The organism is Curtobacterium sp. MCSS17_008 (assembly GCF_003234185.1).
Classification (GTDB): domain Bacteria; phylum Actinomycetota; class Actinomycetes; order Actinomycetales; family Microbacteriaceae; genus Curtobacterium.
The window spans coordinates 17,351-36,014 of sequence record NZ_QKSM01000020.1 but is presented as its reverse complement, the minus strand read 5'-3'; the positions used below and the strand labels follow the sequence as shown (position 1 = coordinate 36,014).

The window sequence follows — 18,664 nt, the reverse complement described above, 5'->3', positions numbered from 1 at the left end:
TAGCGAGAGGGAAACGCCCGGTCACATTCCGAACCCGGAAGCTAAGCCTCTCAGCGCCGATGGTACTGCAAGGGGGACCTTGTGGGAGAGTAGGACGCCGCCGGACTCAACGTAAGTGATGTGGCCATCGGCCCTCCATCGAGAACTCGTAGGGGAGACCCTCGTTCTCGCGGAGGTCGGTGGCCACATCCGTTTCCGCTGCAGGTCTCTCGACTCGCGGTGCGGTTCGTGATGGACTGGACCTCGAGCACGGCCGACCGTGCAGCACCCCACAACGACACAGCGGACGACAGCCCGGCCTCTCGGCACGGGCACGCGATGAGGAGCAACGGTGGCGAACGACGACGAGCAGCAGCGCAACGACCGAGATCGCGCAGGTCGTCCGGGCCGTGACGGAGACCGTGGTCCGCGCCGCGAGGGCGGCCGCTGGTCCTCCGGGCCGCGCGACTTCGAGCGTCGTGAGGGCGACCGGGGTCGTCGGGACGGGGAGCGTTCACCCCGCGATGGTGGTGGTCGTCCGGGGCAGGGCGAGCGCCGCTCGTTCCGCGAGGGCGACCGGTCCTTCGACGGTGGTCGCCGCCCGGCGCGTCCGGGCGACCGCGACCGCGTCGGGCGTCCGCCCCGGGGAGATGGTCCGCGAGGCGCCGACCGGCCCCGCGGCGACGGTGACCGCCCGTTCCGCGGCGGTGACGACCGGCGTCCGCAGCGTGATGGCGAGCGTCGACCGTTCCGTGACGGTGGCGACCGTCGTCCGTTCCGCGGCGGTGACGACCGGCGTCCGCAGCGTGATGGCGAGCGTCGACCGTTCCGTGACGGTGGCGACCGTCGTCCCTTCCGTGGTGGTGACGACCGGCGGCCGCAGCGTGACGGTGAGCGCGGTCCGTTCCGTGGTGGTGAAGACCGGCGGCCGCAGCGTGATGGCGAGCGTCGACCGTTCCGTGACGGTGGCGACCGTCGTCCCTTCCGTGGTGGTGACGACCGTCGGCCGCAGCACGACGGCGACGAGCGTCGTCCCTTCCGTGGTGGTGACGACCGTCGGCGGCAGCGCGACGGCGACGAGCGTCGTCCCTTCCGTGGTGGCGACGACCGTCCGCGCCGCGACGACGACCGGGGGGACCGCCGCCGATTCGGTGACGGCTCCCGCCACGCCGGCGCCCGCTTCGGTGAGGCCGCACGTGACGACTGGGAGGACCGCGACCCGTACGGCACCAAGTCCATCCGCCCCCGGCACGACGACCCGGAGATCGACGAGTCGGTGTCGGCGCGTGACCTCGACCCGGCAGCCCGCGCCGAGCTCAAGACGCTCAGCAAGGACAACGCCGACTGGGTCGCGAAGCACCTCGTCATGGCGGCGCTGCTCGTCGACGAGGACCCGGAGACGGCCAACCAGCACGCCCTGAGCGCAGCGCGTCGTGCCGGACGTGTGGCAGTCGTGCGCGAGACCGCAGCGATCACCGCGTACCGTACGGGCGACTTCGCCACCGCGTTGCGCGAGCTGCGGACCTACCGGCGGATCTCCGGCAAGAACGACCAGCTGCCGATGATGGTGGACTGCGAGCGCGGCCTCGGCCGACCGGAGCGGGCGCTCGAGCTCGGTCGTTCGGTCGACCGGGCGGCACTGGACACCGCCGTGCAGGTGGAGCTCGCCATCGCGATGTCGGGCGCGCGTCTCGACCTCGGCAACCCCACCGCGGCGCTCGGGGAACTCGAGATCCCGCAGCTCGACCCGACGACGGCCTACAGCTGGTCCCCGGCGCTCTACAGTGCTTACGCGGCCACGCTCGAGGAGCTCGGTCGCCAGGACGAGGCCGACGAGTGGTGGGCACGGGTCGACCGTGCGGCCGCCGCGCTGGCCGACATCGCTGACGAGAACGCATGGGAGACGGTTGATGTGGTCGAGGAAGAAGTCGAAGGACACGACGAACAGGACGTCCCCGGCGTCGAGCCCGGTGCTCCCGAGCACGGAGCAGGCGCCCTCGACGACACCGACCAGCTCGGTGACGTCGACCCCGACGACGACCTCGGCGAGATCGACGACGACAACCCCCGCGACGTCGACGGCTCCGCAGCAGACTGACGTCCCGACGCCGCCGACGGATGGCGTGGACGTCGTCCTCACCGACCTCGACGGTGTCGTGTACCGCGGGCGCAACGCGATCCCGCACGCGGTCGAGGCGCTCACGCGCGCGTCGCTGACGGCCCGGGTCGGCTACATCACGAACAACGCCTCGCGCCGCCCGGCCGACGTCGCGGCACACCTCGAGGGCTACGGGCTCGAGGTGTCCGCCGACGACGTCGTGACCTCGTCGCAGGCCGGCGTCCGGCTGCTCGAGACGCTCGTGCCGGCCGGTTCGACCGTCCTGGTCACCGGCGGGCTCGGCCTGACGAGCATCGTCGAGGAGGCCGGGTTCACGGTGAGCACGAGCGCCGAGGACACACCGGCAGCGGTGATCCAGGGGTTCTCGCCGGACCTCGGGTGGACGCACCTGGCCGAGGCGTCGTTCGCCCTCGCGGACCCGGACGTGCCGTGGGTCGCCACGAACATGGACTGGTCGATCCCCGTTGAACGCGGGATCGCCCCGGGCAACGGCACCCTCGTGTCCGCCGTGCACCAGGCGGTCGGTCGGATGCCGGTCGTCGCGGGCAAGCCCGAACGGCCGATCTTCGACGCAGCGGTCGCCCGGTTCGGCGGCGAGCACCCGCTGTTCATCGGCGACCGGCTCGACACCGACATCAAGGGCGCGAACGACGCCGGCATCCCGAGCGTCCTCGTGCTGACCGGCATCGACCAGGCCAAGCAGGTGCTCGCGGCGGACCAGCGATCGCGCCCGACCTACGTGCTGCAGGACCTGCGCGGCCTGTCCGAGCCGTACCCGGTGACGGTGCGCCGTCAGGACCCGGACGGCACCCGTTACGTGACGGTCGGCGACGCCACGGTGGCGATGCACGGACACGTCGTCCGTGTGCTCGACGACGGGGCGCCGATCGACCTGCTCCGGGCGGGTGCTGCGCTCATCTGGGAGTCGGGGCTCGCGATCTACGGGCTCGACGTGGACCCGAAGCTGTACGGCGGCGAGTAGCCTGACCGACGTGCCAGAGGACCAGCAGGCGAGCGACCCCGCCGAGGTGGCGGACCTCGACTTCGCGGCCCGCACGGCCGCGGCCGAGGCCCTGCCGCTGCCCGAGCGTGCCGACGCGTTCGCAGCGCTGCACGACGATCTCCGCACCCGGCTCGAGAGCGGTCAGGCGCCGACGACGGGCCACAGCTCCGGGCGTGCGGCCGGGGCCGGGCAGGTGTGGGGCAGCGGACGGGACGGCGGCGGTGGGCGTGCCTGACGCACAGCGGACGAGCGACAGCCCGGCAGCGGTCCGCCTCGACGCACTCCTCGCCGCGCGCGGGCTCGTGAAGTCGCGGACCGCCGCAGCCAAGCTCGTGCAGGCCGGACGGGTCACGGTCGCCGGCACCGCGGTCGTGAAGCCGTCGGCACCGGTCGCACCCGACGCCGAGATCGTCGTCGACACCGAGGACGAGTGGGTCTCGCGAGCCGCGCGGAAGCTCGTCCGGGCGCTCGAGGTGTTCGACGTGGACCCGAGCGGGCGCGTGGTGCTCGACGTGGGCGCGAGCACGGGCGGTTTCACGCAGGTGCTGCTCCACCACGACGCCGCCCGCGTGGTGGCACTGGACGTCGGCCACGGTCAGCTCGACCCCGTGCTCGCCGTCGACGACCGCGTCCGCGTGGTCGAGGGCTGCAACGCCCGGAACCTCACCGCGGAGGACTACGCGGCGCTGGACCCCGAAGCGCAGCACACCAGCCTGGTGGTCGGGGACCTCTCGTTCATCTCGCTGCGGATCGTCCTGCCCGTGCTCGCCGAGGCGGTGCCCGCGGACGAGTTCGTCCTGCTGGTCAAGCCGCAGTTCGAGGTCGGACGGGGCGGGGTGCGCGAGGGCATCGTGCGGGACGCCGCCCTGCGGAACGACGCGCTCATGAACGTGCTCTGGTCGGCCTGGGACGCCGGGCTCGGGACGGTCGGGCTCGCGGCGTCGCCGATCGTCGGCACCCACGGGAACCACGAGTACCTCGCGCACTTCCAGCGTCGTGTCGGTGGCGATCCGACAGAATGGGGGAACCCGACAGCGTGGATCGGTCGGGCCACCGAACTCACCGAAGGGGCTGCATGAGCGACGACCGGCACATCCTGCTCGTCTCCCACACGGGCCGACAGGACTCCATCGATGCCGCCGTCGAGGTCTGCGACCTCCTGCATGCCGCCGGGCTCACCCCGGTCATGCCGTTCGACGAGTACGCCGACGTCCGACGCGCGGAGGCCTCCGTCGGCCAGGTCGACATCCTCGGCGTCGACGTGCAGGCCGACCAGCTCGAGATCGTCATCGTCCTCGGCGGCGACGGCACGATCCTCCGTGCCGCCGAACTCGTCCGCGGCACGGGCGCCCCGATCGTCGGGGTCAACCTCGGGCACGTCGGCTTCCTGGCGGAGAGCGAGCGGGACGGTCTGCGTTCCACGGTCGAGCGCGCCCTGACCGGTGACTACAAGGTCGAGGAGCGCGTCACGCTCCAGGTCGACGTCGTGGTCGGGCACGAGGTCGTCTACACCTCGTGGGCGCTCAACGAGGCGACCATCGAGAAGGCGTCGCGTGAGCGGATGCTGGAGGTCGTCACCGAGGTCGACGGCCGTCCGCTGTCGTCGTTCGGCTGCGACGGCGTCGTCGTCTCCACCCCGACGGGGTCGACCGCGTACTCGTTCTCCGGCGGCGGACCGATCGTCTGGCCGGACGTCGACGCGCTGCTCATGGTGCCGCTCAGCGCGCACGCCCTGTTCTCGCGTCCCATCGTGGTCGGGCCGGACTGCACGCTCGCGGTCGAGGTCCTCCGCCGCACCAGCGGCGTCGGGGTGCTGTGGTGCGATGGTCGTCGCACCCACGACCTGCCGCCGGGTGCCCGCGTCGAGGTCCGTCGGTCGCCCGATCCCGTGCGCGTGGCACGGCTGAAGGACGCACCGTTCGCCGACCGTCTGGTCGCCAAGTTCCGGCTGCCGGTCGCGGGATGGCGCGGTCCGGCGGGCGAGGACGACGCATGATCGAGGAGATCGTCATCTCCGACCTCGGCGTCATCGGCGAGACCACGCTCGAGCTCGGACCGGGGTTCACGGTCGTCACCGGTGAGACCGGCGCGGGCAAGACCATGATCGTCACGGCCCTCGGGCTGCTGCTCGGTGCCCGTGCCGACGCCGGATCGGTCCGCCGTGGCGCCGCGAGCGCCGTCGTCGAGGGCCGCTGGCACGTGCCGGAGCACGCCGGCGTCGCCGAGCGCGTCGAGGACGCGGGCGGGACCGTCGAGGACGGCGAACTCATCCTCACGCGCACGGTGTCGGCCGAGGGGCGCAGTCGCGCGACGGTCGGCGGCCGCAGCGCCCCGGTCGCGGTGCTCGGTGAGCTGGCCGACCAGCTGGTGACCGTGCACGGCCAGTCGGACCAGATCCGGCTGACGTCGGCCTCGGCCCAGCGTGCGGCGCTCGACGGCTTCGGTGGCAAGGCCGTGCGGCGGTCGCTGGACGCCTACGTCGCCGCGTACGACACGTGGCAGGCGCACACGGGCGAGCTCGAGACGCTGGTGCGGGACCGCGACGACCGCGTGGCCGAGGCCGAGCGGATCCGCGCCGCCTCGGACGAGATCGAGGCAGCCGACCCCCAGCCCGGCGAGGACGTCGAGCTCGCCGAACGCGCCGAACGCCTCGGGAACCTCGAGGAGCTCCGCCTGGCCGCCGGCACCGCGCACGAGGCCCTGTCCAGCGAGTCGCTCGACGGCGTCGCGGACGTGGTCGGCCTGGTCGAGGCCGCGCGACGGGCCGTCGAGCGCGTCGCCGGGTCGGACGCGGCCCTGCAGCCCGTGCTCGAGCAGCTCACCGAGCTCGGGATCCAGGCCTCCGACGCATCGGCGAGCCTGTCGAGCTACCTCGGCTCGCTCGAGCCCGACGCCGGGCACGACCTCGAGCTCATCAACGAACGCCGGGCGCTGCTCGCGAACCTCACGCGGAAGTACGGCGAGACCGTCGACGACGTCATCGCCTACGGGCAGCGCGCGAGCGACCGGCTGCTGGAGCTCGACGGCGACGACGACCGCATCGCCGCGCTGCAGCAGGCCGTCGAGCAGGACGAGCAGACGCTCGAACAGGCGGCGGCCGCGCTCACCGCGGCGCGCACGAAGGCCGCGGCCGACCTCGCGAAGCGCGTCACCGCCGAGCTGCGGACGCTGGCGATGGCCGGTGCGACCCTGGTGGTCGAGGTCACCGACGCCGGTGAGTACCGTCGCCACGGACGCGACCAGGTCGCGATCCTGCTCCAGCCGCACTCCGGCACCGACCCGCGTCCGATCGGCAAGGGTGCGTCCGGCGGCGAGCTCTCGCGCGTGATGCTCGCGATCGAGGTCGTCATGGCCGGGAGCACGACCGTCCCGACCTTCGTGTTCGACGAGGTGGACGCCGGTGTCGGCGGTGCCGCGGCGATCGAGATCGGTCGTCGGCTGGCGAAGCTCGCCGAGCGCACGCAGGTCATCGTCGTCACGCACCTGGCGCAGGTCGCCGCGTTCGCGAACAACCACCTCAACGTCGTGAAGGACGCGAGCGGCGCCGTGACCTCGTCGAGCGTGCGCCGGCTCGAGGGCGAGGACCGCCTGCAGGAGATGGCCCGCCTGCTGTCCGGTCTGGGCGACAGCGCGAGCGGCATGGAGCACGCCCGCGAACTCCTCGACGTCGCCGGCCAGCGCGCGTAGGCAGCGACACCGGACGGGAGGCCCGACCCACCCTCGGTCCTCGGCTCGCGCCCGCCTCGGGGCCGGCGCGAGACGCCGGCGTCTGCACGAGACGCCGCCGGTGCCGCAAGACGCCGTCGGAACCTGCGGCGTCTCGCACAACCTGCGGCGTCTCGCACAACCTGCGGCGTCTCACGCGGGCCGCGGCGTCTCGGTGGGAGCGGCCACCCACGGGGCGCAACGCCCACGGCGAACGGTGGTCGCGCCTCCCGGCAGTTCTGACGTACGATGGAACCCCGTGGCGGACACTCTCAGCGGCGGAACCAATTCTTCGACCTCGACCCCGAAGGTCACGAAGCAGATCTTCGTGACCGGCGGGGTCGTCTCGTCCCTCGGCAAGGGCCTGACGGCTGCGAGCCTCGGCAACCTCCTCACGGCACGCGGCCTCAAGGTCGTCATGCAGAAGCTCGACCCGTACCTCAACGTGGACCCGGGCACCATGAACCCGTTCCAGCACGGCGAGGTCTTCGTGACCGACGACGGTGCCGAGACGGACCTCGACATCGGCCACTACGAGCGCTTCCTCGACATCAACCTGTCGCAGGCCGCCAACGTGACCACCGGCCAGGTGTACTCCAGCGTCATCGCCAAGGAGCGTCGTGGCGAGTACCTCGGCGACACCGTCCAGGTCATCCCGCACATCACCGACGAGATCAAGCGTCGGATGCGCGAGCAGGCGGACAGCGACCCGCAGCCCGACGTCATCATCACCGAGGTCGGCGGAACCGTCGGTGACATCGAGTCGCAGCCGTTCATCGAGTCCGCTCGCCAGGTCCGTCACGAGCTCGGCCGCAACAACGTGTTCTTCGTGCACGTGTCGCTCGTGCCGTTCATGAGCGCCTCGGGCGAGCAGAAGACGAAGCCGACGCAGCACTCGGTCGCCGCGCTCCGCTCGATCGGCATCCAGCCCGACGCCCTCGTCCTGCGGAGCGACCGTCCGGTGTCCGATGCGAACAAGCGCAAGATCGCCCTCATGTGTGACGTGGACGAGGACGCCGTGGTGAACGCGGTGGACGTGCCGTCGATCTACGACCTGCCGACGCTGCTGAACAGCCAGGGCCTCGACCAGGTCATCATCGACGCGCTGAAGCTCGACGCGCACGACGTCGACTGGTCGGCGTGGAACCCCGTGCTGGACGCGGTGCACGAGCCGAAGAAGCACGTCACGATCGCCCTGGTCGGCAAGTACATCGACCTGCCGGACGCCTACCTGTCGGTGACCGAGGCCCTCCGCGCCGGCGGTTTCGCCCACAACGCCAAGGTCACGCTGAAGTGGGTCGTGTCCGACGACTGCACGACGCCCGAGGGTGCCGCGAAGCAGCTCGGCGACGTCGACGGCATCTGCGTGCCGGGCGGCTTCGGCGTGCGCGGCATCGAGGGCAAGCTCGGCGCGCTGCGCTTCGCCCGTGAGCAGGGGATCCCGACGCTCGGCCTGTGCCTCGGCCTGCAGTGCATGGTCATCGAGTACGCCCGGCACGAGGCGGGTCTGACCGACGCATCGAGCACGGAGTTCGACCCGGAGACCTCGACGCCGGTCATCGCGACCATGGCGGAGCAGGTGGACATCATCGCCGGCGGCGACATGGGCGGCACGATGCGCCTCGGCCTGTACCCGGCGCACTTCACGGACGGGTCGCTCGCGGCCGAGCTCTACGGCACGTCCGAGGCGTCGGAGCGTCACCGCCACCGCTACGAGGTCAACAACGCGTACCGTCAGCAGATCGCGGACGCCGGCCTCGTGTTCTCGGGCACCTCGCCCGACGGCACGCTCGTCGAGTACGTCGAGCTGCCCCGCGACGTGCACCCGTTCTACATCGCCACGCAGGCGCACCCGGAGCTGCGCTCGCGTCCGACGAACGCGCACCCGCTGTTCGCCGGGCTGGTCGACGCGGCGATCGCGCGCCACGAGGCGTCCAGCCTGTTCGACCCGCAGGAGGAGTCGGCGGTCGTCGCCTGACGCGACCGGCGGACGGTCCGGCGCGCCCCGCTCGGCGGTGACGCGAAGCCTCGCGCGGGGCGCCGACCGAGCTGCGAGGGAGGACAGTGCCGACTGGTGCTGCGCCTCCCGTCCGTCATGGCGCAGCACCCTCGTGCTTGGATGGGCGAGTGACTGACGCTGACGCACCCATCGCCGACGAACACGCCTCGTACGAGGTCACCGACTCCACCGTCGTGTACGAGGGGGCGGTCTGGGACGTCCGTCGTGACCACGTCGACTACAACGGCCACGACATGGTCCGCGAGTACATCGACCACACCGGTGCCGTCGCCGTCTTCGCCGAGGACGACGAGGGCCGCGTGCTCGTCATCCAGCAGTACCGGCACCCGGTGCAGCTGCGCGACTGGGAACTGCCGGCCGGGCTGCTCGACCAGGAGGGCGAGGACCACCTGACCGCCGCCCAGCGCGAGTTGGGCGAGGAGGCGGACCTCGAGGCCGAGCACTGGGAGCCGCTCGTCCGCTACAACACCTCGTCCGGCGGCAGCGACGAGTTCATCCAGGTCTACCGCGCCCGGGGCATCCGGTCGACGGGCTCGGCGTTCGAGCGCGAGGCCGAGGAGGCCGACATCGTGACGCGGTGGGTCCCGCGTGCCGAGCTGCTCGAGGGCATCCTCGCCGGGCGCCTGCACAACTCGGCGCTCGTCGTCGCGACGCTCGCGGTGGACGCGATCGAGCGCGGGGCCGACCGGCACTAGGTTCGAGGGGTGATGCCCCTCGACCGCGCCGTCGACACCTACCTGCGGCACGTCGCCGTGGAGCGGGGGCTGTCGCAGCACACGGTCGCGGCCTACCGGCGGGACCTCGCAGTCTTCGCGGAGTGGCTCGGCTCGGCGCCGACGGTCGACTCCGACGGTGCCGACCGGGCCGGGGGAGCGGCGGCCGTCGGCGACGTCGCACGGCTCACGCGCGCGGACGTCGCCGGCTTCGTGACGCACCTGACCACCCGACCGGAGCAGCCGCTCGCGCCACGGTCGGTCGCCCGGATGCTCAGCTCGGTGCGCTCCTTCACCGCGTTCGCCGCGGCCGAGGGGTGGCTGCCGCTCGACCCGGGGACAGCCGTGCGTCCGCCGAAGGCCCCGGCCCGGCTGCCGAAGGCGATCTCCGTCGACGACATGGAGCGGCTGCTCGGTGCGGCGGGCACGGCGGAGGACGATCCCGTGCAGCTGCGGGACCGGGCGCTCCTCGAACTCCTCTACGCCACCGGCGCGCGCATCTCAGAGGCGGTCGGGCTGTCCGTCGACGACGTCACCACGCTGTCCGACCCCGAGGACGACGAGGGCGACGGGCTCGCGGTCGTGAAGGTCACCGGCAAGGGCAACAAGCAGCGCGTCGTGCCGCTCGGCAGCTTCGCCCGGGCCGCGGTCGACGCCTACCTCGTGCGGGCGCGGCCGGTCTTCGCGGCGCGGGGAGCGTCGACGCCTGCGCTGTTCCTCGGTGCCCGCGGCGCGCGGCTGTCACGGCAGAGCGCCTGGCTCGTGATCCAGGCCGCGGCGGAGCGGGCCGGGCTCGCCGCGCACGTGTCGCCGCACACGTTCCGGCACTCGTTCGCGACGCACCTGCTCGAGGGCGGCGCGGACGTGCGCGTCGTGCAGGAGCTGCTCGGGCACGCGAGCGTCGCGACGACACAGATCTACACGCTGGTGACCGCGGACATGCTGCGGGACGTGTACCAGACGGCGCACCCGCGGGCGCGGCGGTAGGGCGCGCGGCCGACGTGGCCGTTGTGGTCGTCGTCGCCGTCGTCGTCGCCGCCATCGATGGAGCAGAAGACGTCGGGTCGGCGTGCGGCACCCGACAGCGTCTGCTCCATGAACGGGGAGACGAGTCACCCAGGCCCGCGGCTGGCCCGCGGCCGGCACCGGCGGGCGGCGCGCCCGCGTCAGAACAGGTGGAACTGGACGGACGCCGCGACCACGGCCGTGGCCACCGCCACCACGAGGGCGCTCGCCGCAGCGCTCCGCGCGAGCACGCGCCACCCGCCGGTCGCGCCCGGGCGCACGACGCCGACGACCCCGGCGAGGATCGCCAGGGTGCTCGCGATGCCGACCGGGTTCCACACGATCGACACGAGCGCGAGCAGGACAGCGGCGGACGACGCCAGTCCGACACGTCGTGCGGCGCTGTCGGAAGCCCACGATCCGGCGCTGACCGCTGCCCCCTCGACGGAGAACGACGGTCCGACCGGGGCGATGACGACCGGCACGACCGGCTCCTGCCGCTCCGGGAGCACCCGGGTCGCCCCGCCCCACGCGTGACCGTCCCACCAGCGGAGGCGGTGGGCGTCCTGGGGGTCCGGGAACCAGCCGGCGGCCGGCAACGTCACGGGGTGCTCCTCGAGGGTGCGGTGGATGGTGCACCTCGACGCTACGCAGACGGGAGGCCCGCCCACAGTCCCACAGCGGGTGTCGGCAACAAGGGGGACCGGTACTTGCCCTCCTTCGACCGCGCGGATCAGGCGGGGACCGGCGCTGCGTCCACCTCGTCCATCACGGCCTTCGTCGCGGCGAGCAGCCGGGCGTTGAAGTCCACGCCGAGCTGGTTCGGCACGGTCACGAGCACCGTGTCCGCGGCACGCACGGCCCGGTCAGCGGCGAGCTGCGCCACGAGCTCCTCGGGCTCCCCGATGTACGAGCGGCCGAACCGGGCGAGCCCACCGTCGAGGTGCCCGACCTGGTCCTGCCCCTCGACCTGCGCGCGCACCCCGAAGTAGTGCCGCGACTCGTCGTCCGTGATCGGGATGATGCTGCGGGAGACCGAGACGCGCGGCGTCCGCTCCCAGCCCATCTCGGCCCAGGTCGTGCGGAAGCGCTCGATCTGCTCGGCCTGCAGCTCGTCGAAGGGCACGCCGGTGTCCTCGGTGAGCAGGGTCGACGACATGAGGTTCATGCCCTGCTCGGCCGTCCACTCGGCGGTCGCGCGGGTGCCGGCGCCCCACCAGATCCGGTCCGACAGCGTGTCCGAGAGCGGGAAGACCGGCAACGACCCGGCGGACCCCGTCATCTGCGGGTTGGCGTGCGCCATCGGTTCGCCGGCGATCGCACGGCGGAACACGTCGGTGTGGGCCCGCGCCATGTCGCCGCCGTTCGTGTCGTTCGCCTCCGGCACGTACCCGAACTGCTGGTACCCGGCGAGAGCGGTCTCGGGTGATCCCCGTGAGACGCCGAGCTGCAGTCGGCCGCCGGAGATGAGGTCGGTGGCCGCGGCCTCCTCGGCCATGTAGAGCGGGTTCTCGTACCGCATGTCGATCACGCCGGTGCCGATCTCGATGCGGCTGGTCCGGGCGGCGATCGCAGAGAGCAGCGGGAAGGGTGCCGCCTGCTGCGGGGCGAAGTGGTGCACGCGGAAGTACGCGCCGTCGACCCCGGCCTCCTCGGCGGCGACGGCGAGGTCGATCGCCTGCACGAGGGCCTCGCGGCCGCTACGGACACGCGAGCCCGGCACGTCGCGCCAGTGCCCGAAGGACAGGAACCCGATCTTCGTCATGCCCATGCGAACGCATGGTGCGAGTACGGCATTCCGGCGACTACGGTCGTCGCCATGGACGATCCCCGTGCAGCCCTGACGGCGGAGCGGCAGCGCAACGAGCGGCTGCTGGCCGACGTCGAGCGCAGCATGCGGGACGTCAGCGACGCCCGGCAGGACGCGAACTCCGACGACGAGCACGACCCCGAGGGCGCGACGCTGGCCTGGGAGCGCGGCTCCCTCGGTGCCGTCCGTGACGATGCGCGGGACCGGATCCGCCTGGTCGACGCCGCGCTCGCGCGGCTCGAGGCCGGTACCTACGGACGCTGCGCCGTCGGCGGCGAACCGATCGCGGAGGCCCGCCTGGCCGCCGTCCCGTGGGCCGCGACGTGCGTCGCACACGCGTGACGCGCCTCCCGGCCGTCGGGGCGTGCTGCTGACGGAGCTGCTGCTGACGGAGCTGCTGCTGACGGGCCTGCGGCCGGCGCGAGACGGGCCGGTCTGCGCGAGGCGCCGTGCGGCACGTGAGACGCCGCCGCTTCCGGGGTCGTCTCGGCGAGACCGCGGCGTCTCGACGGAACGAGGGCGCCGGATGGGTCAGGGCGTCGGACGGGAGGCGCAGCGCGCGTCCGCCCCGTCACCCACGTCGCGTGGACCGGTTCCGCCGCCGTTTCCCAGCCGCGCGCCCTAGGTTGCCGCCATGGACGACACCCACGAGCGACCCGATGCGGTCGTGCGTGCCGACACCGATGCACCCGGTCCCGACGCGGACGACCGACACCGGCGCTTCCGGTGGTTCCGCGAGCTGCGTGCGTGGATCCACGCGCGACCCGGCGTGCACCTGTTCTACAAGGTGCTGGTCGGGATCGTCGGCGGCCTCGTCGTCATCATCGGGCTCATCCTCGTGCCGCTGCCCGGGCCGGGGTGGCTCGTGGTCTTCATCGGCCTGACGGTCCTGGCGAGCGAGTTCCACTTCTTCCACCGGATCATCACGTGGCTGCGGGCGCAGCTGCACCGCTTCTGGGACTGGGCGAAGGCGCACGGCCCGCGGTGGTTGCGGAAGGCCGCCGACCGCGGCAAGGCCGACGTCGACGCCGCCCACGAGGACGCACACCGGAGCACCGGGGTGCGTGCCCAGCACCGGCCGAAGCAGGCCCGGCCCGGCCACTGAGCCCCGTCGGCCCGGCTGGTCCGCTCGGCTAGTCTGCGGGGCTGCTGCTGACGCGGACCGATCCCGTCGCCGTCCGCTCCACGACCTCGGCGGCGCGCTCCTCGACCGTCGCGGCCTCGCGCGAGGTGAGCTGCAGCACGAGGGCGACCACGGCTGCGAGGACGATGAACCCGCCGTAGCCGGCGATCACCGGGACGAGACCGACCGTGGGTTCGAGCAGACCGCCGACGACCGCGGGCACGCCGAACGCCAGGTAGCTGACGACGTAGACCGTGGACAGCAGTCCGGCGCGGTGGGTCGGCGCTGCCGTGGCGAGCAGCATCCGCAGCGGTGCCTGGAACCCGGCGCCGAACCCGACGCCGGCGATCGCGCTGCCGACGACGACGCCGGGCAGGACGTGGGCGACGAGGAACCCGACGGTGACGACGGGGCCGAGCACGAGGGCGACGAGCCCGAGCAGCACCGCGCGGCGGGTGTCCATGCGCTGGATCGACAGGCCGGTCAGCGCGCCGACGCCCGTGACGACGGCGATGAGCGCGCCGGCGGCGAAGTGGTTCGTGATGCCGAAGACCTGGCCGAGAGCCGAGGGGACGAGCGACAGGAAGAGCCCGCCGAGCGCCCAGCTCGCGACGAGGGACCCGGCGACGCTGCGGAAGAGCCGCCGCAACGACCGGGGCACGCTCACCGTCGGGCGGAGGGAGCGGAGCGCGCCCGGACGCTTCGGCGCACGCTCGGGGACGACGACCAGGGCGAGGACGAGCAGCAGGAGCAGGGCGCCGAAGACGACGTACACGAGCTGTTCCGGTGCCGGACCCCACTGCACGAGGGCGCCGCTGGCCACGGCCCCGGTCGCGAGGGCGATCGGCGGGACGGCGCCGTTGAGGACCCCGGCGAGCGACGGGTGGCGCTCGAGGGAGTGGTCGAGCAGCGCCGCACCGAGGGCACCCATGAGCAGGCCGACCGAGGCGCCCTGCACGATGCGGTCGACGATGAGTGCCCCGACGCCGTCGGCGATCGCGAAGAGCCCGAGGGACAGGGTGACGCCGAGGCCGCCGACCACGAGGACGGGCTTCCGACCCACGTGGTCGGAGAGTCGTCCGGCGACGAGCAGGCTCGTCAGGAGTCCGGCGACGTAGACGGCGAAGACGCCCGTGAGGACGAGCGGGCTGAGGTGCCACTCGGCGGCGTAGACGGGGTAGATCGGGGACGGGACCGCTGAGGACGCCACGGCGGCGAGCAGCATCGCGGCGAGGATCCAGAAGCCGGCGACGGAGCGGGCGGACTGCTGCACGGGGTACCCCTTCCTGGCGGACGGCGCGCCCACCTGTTCGACTGCATTCGTACTGCACTGTGACTGTACGACGCAAGTCGTACTGCGAGCACGACGGTGCTAGCGTCGGTGCCATGCCCACTGCGCCCGTGGACCCCCTCGGCACGGCCGAACGCCTGCCGCAGCCGACCATCGCCGAGATGGAGCTGCCCGTCGTGCTCGACGCGCTGAGCGACCCGATCCGGCTGGCGATCCTGCACCGCTACCTGATCGACGCCGCCGGCGGGGTCCGCAGCTGCGGGTGGGTCGGGGTCGACCGACCCAAGTCGACGCTCACCCACCACTTCCGCGTCCTTCGCGAAGCAGGACTGCTCGAGCAGCACCAGGAGGGGCTCACCCGCTCCAGCCGCGTGCGCGTCGAGGACGTGCAGCAGCGGTTCCCCGGGCTCCTCGACCTGGTCGCCACGTGGCAGGTGCCGGCCGCGATCATGCGCCAGGAGGTCCCCGCGTGAGCCCCGCACCCCGCACGTCCGCGGCGCACGTGCTGCCGACCATCACGACCGACCCCGCGGTGACGACGGCGCTCGCCGCGGACCTCGACGACGCCGGCTTCACCGTCGAGCGCATCGACGCACTCTGGGGCGCCGAGGCCGCCGCGTCGCTGCACCGCGGCTCGCGGGTCGCCGCGCTGCGGGCGCTCGCCACGCGGGAGACCACCCCGCTGACGACCCTCGCGACGCTGTTCGTGCTCGGGCTGCCCGTCGACCGGGCCGAGGCGGCGCGGGCGTTCCCGGCCGCCGGGCTCGACGGGGTGCTCGCCGCCGGGCTCCTGCGCGTCGACGAGGACGCCGACGACGCCGGCCTGCCGGACACCGCGCACGAGCGGGTCCACCCGACCGTCGACCTCCGGCCCTACGCGTTCGTCGACGACCTCGGTGCCGGCAGCTGGTGGATCGCCTCGGACCTCGGGGAGCTCGCGCTCGGGACCGCCCTGGGTGAGGAGCACGTGCTCGGCATCGGGGGCGCCACCACGACGCTCTCCGGCCTGCAGGTGCCCGTGCCGGTCCGACGGGTGCTCGACCTCGGCACCGGCTGCGGGATCCAGGCCATGCACGCCCGACGCTTCGCCGACCAGGTGGTGGCCACCGACATCTCCCGCCGCGCCCTGGACATCGCCCGGTTCAACGCGCAGCTCAACGGCATCGACGGCATCGACTTCCGGCTCGGGTCGCTGTACGAGCCGGTGGCGGGGGAGCGGTTCGACCGGATCGTCTCCAACCCGCCGTTCGTCATCACGCCACGGCGCGACGACGTCCCCTCGTACGAGTACCGCGACGGCGGCATGGTCGGCGACGCCCTCGTCGAGACGGTGCTGCGCGGGCTGGTCGACCACCTCGAGCCCGGCGGCACCGCGCAGCTGCTCGGCAACTGGGAGTACCACTGGGGCGTCGACGGGCTCGACCGGGTGCGTTCGTGGTTCGACGGCGCGGACGACGTGGACGCCTGGGTGGTCGAGCGGGAGCGCGAGGACCCACCCGCCTACGCCGAGACGTGGATCCGCGACGGCGGGACGAAGCCCGGCACCGCCGAGTTCGACACCCTGGTCGGCGCCTGGCTCGACGACTTCTCCGCGCGACGCGTGACCGGCGTCGGCTTCGGGTACGTCGTGGTGCGGCGGCCGCGGCCCGTCGGTCCGGGGCGGCCGGGAGGCGCGGATCGCCTCCGCCGCTTCGAGCGCGTCCCCGAGGCGCTCGGCTCCAACCCCGCCGGGCTCGGCGCGACGGTCGCGCGGGTCCTCGACGCCGCCGAGTGGCTCGCGGGCCAGGACGACGCCGCCCTCGCCGCCGCGCACCTGCGGGTCGCGGGCGACGTCACCGAGGAACGGCACTACTGGCCCGGGAACGACGACCCGACGGTGATCACCCTCGTGCAGGGCGGCGGCTTCGGTCGGCGGGTGGACGCGGACACGGCGCTCGCCGCGTTCGTCGGGGCCTGCGACGGGGAGCTCTCGGTGGCGGCCATCACCGGTGCCATCGCGCAGATCACCGGTGCCGACGAGGCCGCGCTGTCGGCCGACCTGCTGCCCCGGGTGCGCGACCTGGTGCTGGACGGCCTGCTGCTCGCACCGACGTCCTGAGGCGACCCGCGCCTCCCGGCCGACCCGTGCCCAGCGGGAGCCCGCGAAACGCAACTGTGGCGGCTGCTCGCAGCGGAATGTTGCTGCGAGCAACCGCCGACGTTGCGTCTTGCGGGAGGGGTCAGCTCGTGCGGTGGTTCCGCCACGTGTGCTCGGGGGCGTAGCCGAGGAGCTCGCGGGCCTTCTCGCTCGACAGCAGCGAGCTCGTGCCGTCGATGTCGGTGCGCCGCTCGATGTCGGGCACGAAGCGCTCGACGAGCTCGATCGTCGGGGTGTCCATCACGGTGTCAGGGCTCGCGATGACGAACGCCTCGAACCCGGTGAGCTCCGCCTCGAGCGACCGCCGCACCGCCTGGGCGCCGTCGCGCGAGTCGATGTAGGACCACAGGTTGAACGTCTTCGCCTCGGGGGAGGCGTCCCACGGGAAGGACGGGTAGTCGGTCTCGTCCATGACGTTCGAGAAGCGCAGGCCGATCATCTTCAGCTCCGGGTCCCAGTGGGTGAAGTGGCGCGCCATCTCCTCCTCCACGGCCTTGCCGAGCGAGTACGACGACTGCGGCCGGACGGCGAACTCCTCGTCCACGGGCAGGTAGGGCGGGTGGTGCTCGCCCATCGGGATGCCGAGCAGGGTCTCGCTCGACGCCCACACCACGTTCTTGATCTTCGCGACGCGGGCCGCGTGGAAGACGTTGATCGATGCGGTGACGTTGTTGGTGATGAGGGCGACGTCCGGCACCTGGCCCGGGGCGGGCACGGCGGCGAGGTGCACCACGGCGTCGACCCGGTCGTACCGGTCGTCGATGCCGGTCAGTGCGCCGAGCACCTGGCCGTAGTCGCTCAGGTCGATGCGGACGAAGGGCACCCGTTCCGGCTTGTCGGGCGACGGTACGCGGTCGAGCAGGACCGCGTCGTACCCGTGCTCGTCGAGGTCGCGGACGACCGCCCGTCCGAGCTTGCCGCTGCCTCCGGTCACCACAACACGCGTCATCGCGTCACTCCACATCGTCGTCGGACGGCCTGGTCGGCCGCGTCCCATCCTGCCGCGCGGCGCCGGGGTGGGACCAGGCACTGCCGGTACCTGTCCGGGCGGCGCAGCGCGGGAGCCCGGCCGGTCAGGCGGAGGCGGGTGTGACGGACTGTGCGATCGCGAGGCGTGCGACGAGCTCGACGTGCTCGGCCATGTCCCGCGACGGGTCGTACAGCCACTGGATCTGCATGCCGTCGGAGATCGCGAGGAGCACGCTCGCCAGCTGCTCCGGGTCGACGTCGGGGCGGAGCCGACCATCCGCCTGCATCGCGCGGAAGTCCCGGGCGAAGTCCCTGCGGCTGCGTTCGTAGCGCTCGCGGAAGTACTCGTGCGCCGGGTGCTCCGGGTCCGTCGCGGCGGCAGCCGACAGGTTCACGAACATCTGCACGAGCCCGGGGACCTCGGTGTTGTGGCGGACGATGGCGGCGAGGAGCGACCCGGGGTCGGTGGCGTGCCACTCCTGGGCGAGGTCGACCTCGTCGCGCCGCCGGAGGATCTCGACCCAGAGATCGTCCTTCGAGTCGAAGTAGTGCAGGAGCCCGGCCTGCGTGAGCCCGACGGCGTCCGCGATGTCCTTGATGCTCGTGCGGCGGAAGCCCTGCTGGGCGACGAGGTCGAGCGCGACCGTGAGGATCTCCTCGCGCTTCGCGATGCCCTTCGCGTACGAACCCCGTCGTGCCATGGCGCGAGCGTACCGCCCCCGCCGACCCGCGAGAAACCTACTCGTAATAGGTTTTGGGTGCTACGCTGACCGCAGCCGCCGACGAAGGC

The 18,664-nt window shown here is 72.8% G+C and carries 19 protein-coding genes and 1 rRNA gene; 14 read left to right on the top strand and 6 right to left on the bottom strand.

What is annotated here, in order from left to right; genetic code table 11:
* Nucleotides 1-106, top strand: a 5S ribosomal RNA gene (rrf, locus tag DEJ23_RS14475); the annotation flags it as partial.
* Between the two features lie 387 nt (nucleotides 107-493).
* Here rrf and DEJ23_RS14470 read toward each other — a convergent pair.
* Entirely contained in the window at nucleotides 494-1,147 is a 654-nt protein-coding gene (locus DEJ23_RS14470) for a hypothetical protein (protein WP_111240934.1), read from the bottom strand.
* A 108-nt stretch (nucleotides 1,148-1,255) separates the two neighbouring features.
* Between DEJ23_RS14470 and DEJ23_RS14465 the strand changes: the two genes are divergently transcribed.
* The 9 genes from DEJ23_RS14465 (at nucleotide 1,256) to DEJ23_RS14425 (ending at nucleotide 10,526) form a co-directional block, all read left to right on the top strand.
* On the top strand, nucleotides 1,256-2,077 hold the full coding sequence (locus DEJ23_RS14465) for a hypothetical protein (protein ID WP_258375588.1): 822 nt from the start codon (nucleotides 1,256-1,258) through the stop codon (nucleotides 2,075-2,077).
* A gap of 25 nt (nucleotides 2,078-2,102) precedes the next feature.
* Nucleotides 2,103-3,080 (top strand): HAD-IIA family hydrolase, encoded by a 978-nt coding sequence (locus tag DEJ23_RS14460; protein ID WP_258375587.1) that lies wholly within the window; start codon nucleotides 2,103-2,105, stop codon nucleotides 3,078-3,080.
* 10 nt (nucleotides 3,081-3,090) lie between these two features.
* Entirely contained in the window at nucleotides 3,091-3,336 is a 246-nt protein-coding gene (locus tag DEJ23_RS14455) for a hypothetical protein (protein WP_111240932.1), read from the top strand.
* Entirely contained in the window at nucleotides 3,329-4,180 is an 852-nt protein-coding gene (locus DEJ23_RS14450; protein ID WP_111240937.1) for a TlyA family RNA methyltransferase, read from the top strand. The genes DEJ23_RS14455 and DEJ23_RS14450 overlap by 8 nt, the downstream gene beginning before the upstream one ends.
* Nucleotides 4,177-5,097, top strand: a complete 921-nt coding sequence (locus DEJ23_RS14445; protein WP_111240931.1) for an NAD kinase — start codon at nucleotides 4,177-4,179, stop codon at nucleotides 5,095-5,097. The genes DEJ23_RS14450 and DEJ23_RS14445 overlap by 4 nt, the downstream gene beginning before the upstream one ends.
* Nucleotides 5,094-6,788: a DNA repair protein RecN gene (recN, locus tag DEJ23_RS14440; protein WP_111240930.1), complete on the top strand. Its 1,695-nt coding sequence runs from the start codon at nucleotides 5,094-5,096 to the stop codon at nucleotides 6,786-6,788. The genes DEJ23_RS14445 and recN overlap by 4 nt, the downstream gene beginning before the upstream one ends.
* A gap of 277 nt (nucleotides 6,789-7,065) precedes the next feature.
* Nucleotides 7,066-8,784: a CTP synthase gene (locus DEJ23_RS14435; protein ID WP_111240929.1), complete on the top strand. Its 1,719-nt coding sequence runs from the start codon at nucleotides 7,066-7,068 to the stop codon at nucleotides 8,782-8,784.
* Nucleotides 8,785-8,933: 149 nt separating this feature from the next.
* Complete coding sequence (locus tag DEJ23_RS14430) at nucleotides 8,934-9,521, top strand: NUDIX hydrolase (RefSeq protein WP_258375586.1); 588 nt, start codon at nucleotides 8,934-8,936, stop codon at nucleotides 9,519-9,521.
* Between the two features lie 12 nt (nucleotides 9,522-9,533).
* The gene (locus DEJ23_RS14425; RefSeq protein ID WP_111240928.1) at nucleotides 9,534-10,526 is read left to right on the top strand and encodes a site-specific tyrosine recombinase XerD; all 993 of its coding nucleotides are present in this window, start codon (nucleotides 9,534-9,536) and stop codon (nucleotides 10,524-10,526) included.
* A 179-nt stretch (nucleotides 10,527-10,705) separates the two neighbouring features.
* Here DEJ23_RS14425 and DEJ23_RS14415 read toward each other — a convergent pair whose 3' ends face one another.
* Complete coding sequence (locus DEJ23_RS14415) at nucleotides 10,706-11,149, bottom strand: DUF2510 domain-containing protein (RefSeq protein WP_181429284.1); 444 nt, start codon at nucleotides 11,147-11,149, stop codon at nucleotides 10,706-10,708.
* Between the two features lie 128 nt (nucleotides 11,150-11,277).
* Nucleotides 11,278-12,315, bottom strand: a complete 1,038-nt coding sequence (locus DEJ23_RS14410) for an LLM class flavin-dependent oxidoreductase (RefSeq protein WP_111240925.1) — start codon at nucleotides 12,313-12,315, stop codon at nucleotides 11,278-11,280.
* 48 nt (nucleotides 12,316-12,363) lie between these two features.
* Between DEJ23_RS14410 and DEJ23_RS14405 the strand changes: the two genes are divergently transcribed.
* Both DEJ23_RS14405 and DEJ23_RS14400 read left to right on the top strand, forming a co-directional pair.
* Entirely contained in the window at nucleotides 12,364-12,696 is a 333-nt protein-coding gene (locus DEJ23_RS14405) for a TraR/DksA C4-type zinc finger protein (protein ID WP_111240924.1), read from the top strand.
* Between the two features lie 292 nt (nucleotides 12,697-12,988).
* A complete protein-coding gene (locus tag DEJ23_RS14400) occupies nucleotides 12,989-13,459 on the top strand; it encodes a TIGR02611 family protein (protein WP_111240923.1) in 471 nt (156 codons plus the stop codon).
* A gap of 28 nt (nucleotides 13,460-13,487) precedes the next feature.
* Here the strand turns inward: DEJ23_RS14400 and DEJ23_RS14395 are convergent, their stop codons facing one another.
* On the bottom strand, nucleotides 13,488-14,750 hold the full coding sequence (locus DEJ23_RS14395; RefSeq protein WP_111240922.1) for an MFS transporter: 1,263 nt from the start codon (nucleotides 14,748-14,750) through the stop codon (nucleotides 13,488-13,490).
* 113 nt (nucleotides 14,751-14,863) lie between these two features.
* On the opposite strand from DEJ23_RS14395, the gene DEJ23_RS14390 reads away from it, so the two are divergent.
* Together DEJ23_RS14390 and DEJ23_RS14385 are read left to right on the top strand one after the other, a co-directional pair.
* On the top strand, nucleotides 14,864-15,241 hold the full coding sequence (locus DEJ23_RS14390; RefSeq protein WP_111240921.1) for a helix-turn-helix transcriptional regulator: 378 nt from the start codon (nucleotides 14,864-14,866) through the stop codon (nucleotides 15,239-15,241).
* On the top strand, nucleotides 15,238-16,866 hold the full coding sequence (locus tag DEJ23_RS14385; RefSeq protein ID WP_375342283.1) for a methyltransferase: 1,629 nt from the start codon (nucleotides 15,238-15,240) through the stop codon (nucleotides 16,864-16,866). Before DEJ23_RS14390 ends, DEJ23_RS14385 begins: the two co-directional genes overlap by 4 nt.
* A 121-nt stretch (nucleotides 16,867-16,987) precedes the next feature.
* Here DEJ23_RS14385 and DEJ23_RS14380 read toward each other — a convergent pair whose 3' ends face one another.
* Nucleotides 16,988-17,854: an NAD(P)-dependent oxidoreductase gene (locus tag DEJ23_RS14380; RefSeq protein WP_181429283.1), complete on the bottom strand. Its 867-nt coding sequence runs from the start codon at nucleotides 17,852-17,854 to the stop codon at nucleotides 16,988-16,990.
* Between the two features lie 124 nt (nucleotides 17,855-17,978).
* Entirely contained in the window at nucleotides 17,979-18,575 is a 597-nt protein-coding gene (locus DEJ23_RS14375; RefSeq protein WP_111240919.1) for a TetR/AcrR family transcriptional regulator, read from the bottom strand.
* Nucleotides 18,576-18,664 lie beyond the last annotated feature (89 nt).